Source organism: Kitasatospora sp. NPDC057512, from assembly GCF_042802135.1.
GTDB lineage: Bacteria > Actinomycetota > Actinomycetes > Streptomycetales > Streptomycetaceae > Kitasatospora.
In genome coordinates, this window is the sequence record NZ_JBHVET010000820.1 from 1 (window position 1) to 3,470 (window position 3,470).

Consider the following 3,470-nt stretch of genomic DNA (forward strand, 5'->3'; position numbering starts at 1 on the left):
GGGCAGGGCGGCTCGATTCCGCTGACGGCCACGCTGGCGGGGCTGTACCCGGAGGCCGGGCTTCCAAGGAGTTCCCAGGAACGCCTCCTCGGGCACCACCGCCTCTGGCGCGACGCGATGGACGGGGCGTTGGCCGGCACCCCGGCCGGCACCTTCACCCCGGCGTAGCTGCCCTGAGCCGCAGGTGACCCGGGGCAGCCGGTGACTCAGCGGTAGAGCGCCACCCGGGGCTCGACCGTGCCCTGGAGCGGTGTCTTCCCGACCACGGTGACCCGGTAGTGCGCGGTGAGGGTCTGGTGGCCGTGCAGGACGGTCTTGGCGGGGACGAGCCGGGTGTACAGCGTGCCGGTCTGACTGCCGAGCGGAATGGCGCGCCAGTGGCCGCCGGGGGAGAGCACCTCGATCCGGATGCTCGCCGGACTGAGGAAGGGGCCGTTCTCCGGCGACTCGACGAGGAGCTGCGGGGCCACCGTCCGGTCGGCCGAGGAGTCGTTGCGGTACGTGACGGTGATCGGGCGGGTCGCGTGGTCGCGCGGCAGCGCGGTGTCGGGGAACTCCACGAAGGACACCGGCGGGGCGGCGGTCGCGGCCCGGGCACCGGTCGCGGCCTGGGCCGGGGCGACGAGCGCGGCGGTCGGCAGGGCGGCGAGGGCCGCGGCCAGGGCCAGGCTCCGACGGGGGATCTTCAGGGTGCGCATGGCGCCTCCTTCGGCCGGCCGCCGGGTCACCGGTGGCGCCGCCTGGTTCGGGCAGGTCCGTACGGCACCACCCTGCCCCCTCACTCGGAAAGCCGCACGCGGTGGACCGGCGCCGGCGCCGGGCAGGGCGACGCGGGCGGTGCCCGACTGGGCCGAACGTGCGAGCGCCGGAGCCACCAGTCTGGAGCAAGTCCCAGGGGATCGAGGACTTCCTGCTGGTGATCGCGGGGGCCGCCGTCTCGGTGCCGATCGGCATCTTCCGCGCCCGGGCCGCCGCCTACGTCCACCACCTCCAGGGCACGGCCGAGACCACCCGGCAGGTGGTGCTGCGCCCGGTGCCGCCGGGCTGAGCGGGCCTCAGTCCTCGGCGTGGCTGATCGCGCAGGTCAGGACGCCCGGGAGGCGGGCCAGTTCGGCGGTGAGGGCGGACAGGTCCCCGCGGCCGTGCACGGTGATGTGCACCTCCGCGATCCGCTCGTCGACACCGCCGCCGCCCTCGTCGGGCGGCCCGGCCCGGTCCACGGTCGCCAGCTCGGCCACGGCGAACCCCGCGGCGGTGATCCGGGCGAGCAGCAGCCGCAGCAGGCCGTTGCCCTCGGTGTAGGTGACGTGGCAGCTGACCGGGCGGGTGCGCAGCCTCGGCAGGCGGTGGGTGAGCGGCCGCAGCACGTAGCCGACGAAGAAGTAGGCGGCGGTGGCCGCGGTGGCGAGCAGCGGCAGTCCGGCGGCGGCCGCCGTGCCGATCGCGGCGGTCAGCCAGACGGTGGCGGCCGTGGTCAGCCCCCGGATCGAGCCGCGCTGGACGAAGATCACGCCGGCGCCGATGAAGCCGAGCCCGGAGACGATCTGGGCGGCCATCCTGGACGGGTCCAGGGTGACCACGCCGGACTGGACCACGTCGCTGAAGCCGTACTTGCTCACCAGGGTGAAGAGCGCCGCCCCGAGGCCGACGACGGTGTACGTGCGCAGTCCGGCGGCCTTCTGTCTGATCTCCCGTTCCAGGCCGATCGCGCTGGCCAGCACCAGGGCGATGGCGAAGTCGGTGAAGTGGACCCATCCCTGCCCGAAGGGCTCGATGAACGCTCCCAGCGTCCTCAACTCCTCCTGCCGTCTCAATCGTCCCGCCCGCCTCCGGGAGGGCGGGCACCGACCCCGGTTCGGCGAAGCGGGTGCCGTCGAGCCTACGGTTCATCAGACGATCGGACCGGCGCTCGGGCGGGCCGAGTTGACGGTCAGGGGTCGAGCGGAGGCGAACCGACGGCGCGCCGGCTCGGCGGCCCCGCCCGGTGCGCACTCACCGCGCTCCGTCGGCGCCGACGGGCCAGCCGCTCTCCCCGACCGCCGGGGGCACGGGCCGCAGCCGGTAGGCGTCCCCGTGGGCGAGGACACGGCCGGCGGTGGGCGGGGCGAAGTGGGTGCCGAGCAGCAGGGTGTCCGTATCGGCGAGGGAGGCGAGCAGCGCCCGGCGGGTGGCGGCGGAGCGCCGGGGGTCGATGTCGACGCAGGCGCCGACGGCGGGGTGGGCGAGCTGCACCGGGTGGTGGAGGCAGTCGCCGGTGATCAGCGCCGTCCGGCCCCGGCTGGTCAGTTCGACGGCGACGTGCCCCGGGGTGTGGCCGGGGGTGGGGAGCAGGCGCAGGCCGGGGACGATCCGCAGGCCCTCGGCCGGGACGTCGGCCAGGTCCAGCAGGCCGGCCCGCTCGACCGGGAGCACCGAGTCGTGGAACATCTGCGCGCGGGCCTCGTCCATGGGGTACCCGGCCCAGAACTCCCGCTCGGCGCGGGCGGTGAGGTAGCGCGCGCGGGGGAAGGTGGGCTCCCACGCGCCGTCCACCTGCCGGGTGTTCCAGCCGACGTGGTCGGCGTGCAGGTGGGTGAGGACCACCAGGTCGACGGAGTCCGGCGGGAAGCCGGCGGCGGCCAGGCGCTCGGGGTAGTCGGTGCGCAGGTCGTGCCAGGCCGGGTTGGCGCGCTGCTTGCCGTTGCCGATGCCGGTGTCGACGAGGACGCGCAGCCCGTCCACGACGACGGCGAAGCTGTGGCTGTCCAGGCGCAGCACGCCGTCGGCGTCGGCGAAGTCGGGGCGCAGCCAGTCCTGGCCGGCCACCAGTTCGGGGGTGGCGTCGGGCAGCAGCCACGGTCCGGTGGCGGGCGGCAGCGGGACCTCGTCGACGCGGTGGACGGTGAGGTCGCCGACCGTCCAGAAGGGGGTAGGGGTGCTGGGCATGGGGCGGCTCCTCCGCTGCAAAAGCCATTCGTTTGCGTTAACGCGAACATAGAACCTACAGTCTCGCTAACGCAAACCCTTAGCTTTTGGTGGGGGTTCCTGAGCGCCACCCCGCCACGCCCACGATGAGGAGCGCAGCCATGTCCTTCGCCGAGCTCACCCCTCCCGAGGCGGCCCGCTGGGCCGCCCGGGCCGGGCTCGACCTGCCGGCCGAGCGGCACGCCGCGGTGGCCGCCACCGCCGAGCACATCCGGTCCGTCGTCGCCGTCCTGCGGGAGCTGGACCTCGGGGACACCCCGCCCGCCACCGCCTTCCGCGCGGACGGGGGGTGCTCCGATGCGGCCGTATGAGCTGACCATCGCCGCCGCCGCGGCGCGGATCCGGGAGCGGCGGCTGTCCCCCGTCGAGCTGGTCGACTCCGTCCTCGGCCGCATCGACCAGGTGGAACCGCACCTCGGCGCGTACGTCGCCGTCGCCGCCGAGCAGGCCCGCGACGCGGCGCGCGAGGCCGAGCGGGAGATCGCCCGGGGCCGGTACCGGGGGCC

The 3,470-nt window shown here is 75.2% G+C and carries 5 protein-coding genes and 1 pseudogene; 3 read left to right on the plus strand and 3 right to left on the minus strand.

Annotation, left to right across the window (positions count from 1 at the left end; genetic code table 11):
- Positions 1 to 206: 206 nt before the first annotated feature.
- Positions 207 to 698: a signal peptide protein gene (locus tag ACFU6K_RS34255; protein ID WP_380669782.1), complete on the minus strand. Its 492-nt coding sequence runs from the start codon at positions 696 to 698 to the stop codon at positions 207 to 209.
- A gap of 158 nt (positions 699 to 856) precedes the next feature.
- Here ACFU6K_RS34255 and ACFU6K_RS34260 point away from each other — a divergent pair, with 158 nt between their 5' ends.
- Positions 857 to 1,048: a hypothetical protein gene (locus tag ACFU6K_RS34260; protein WP_380669784.1), complete on the plus strand. Its 192-nt coding sequence runs from the start codon at positions 857 to 859 to the stop codon at positions 1,046 to 1,048.
- 7 nt (positions 1,049 to 1,055) lie between these two features.
- On the opposite strand, the gene ACFU6K_RS34265 is transcribed toward ACFU6K_RS34260, so the two are convergent.
- Both ACFU6K_RS34265 and ACFU6K_RS34270 read right to left on the minus strand, forming a co-directional pair.
- On the minus strand, positions 1,056 to 1,796 hold the full coding sequence (locus tag ACFU6K_RS34265) for an MgtC/SapB family protein (protein ID WP_380669786.1): 741 nt from the start codon (positions 1,794 to 1,796) through the stop codon (positions 1,056 to 1,058).
- Between the two features lie 196 nt (positions 1,797 to 1,992).
- A complete protein-coding gene (locus ACFU6K_RS34270; protein WP_380669788.1) occupies positions 1,993 to 2,925 on the minus strand; it encodes an MBL fold metallo-hydrolase in 933 nt (310 codons plus the stop codon).
- Positions 2,926 to 3,065: 140 nt separating this feature from the next.
- Here ACFU6K_RS34270 and ACFU6K_RS34275 point away from each other — a divergent pair, with 140 nt between their 5' ends.
- Together ACFU6K_RS34275 and ACFU6K_RS34280 are read left to right on the plus strand one after the other, a co-directional pair.
- Positions 3,066 to 3,275, plus strand: coding sequence for a hypothetical protein (locus tag ACFU6K_RS34275; RefSeq protein WP_380669790.1), 210 nt, complete (start codon positions 3,066 to 3,068; stop codon positions 3,273 to 3,275).
- Positions 3,262 to 3,470: pseudogene (locus ACFU6K_RS34280) on the plus strand (Asp-tRNA(Asn)/Glu-tRNA(Gln) amidotransferase GatCAB subunit A); the annotation flags it as partial. The gene ACFU6K_RS34275 and the pseudogene ACFU6K_RS34280, both read left to right, overlap by 14 nt.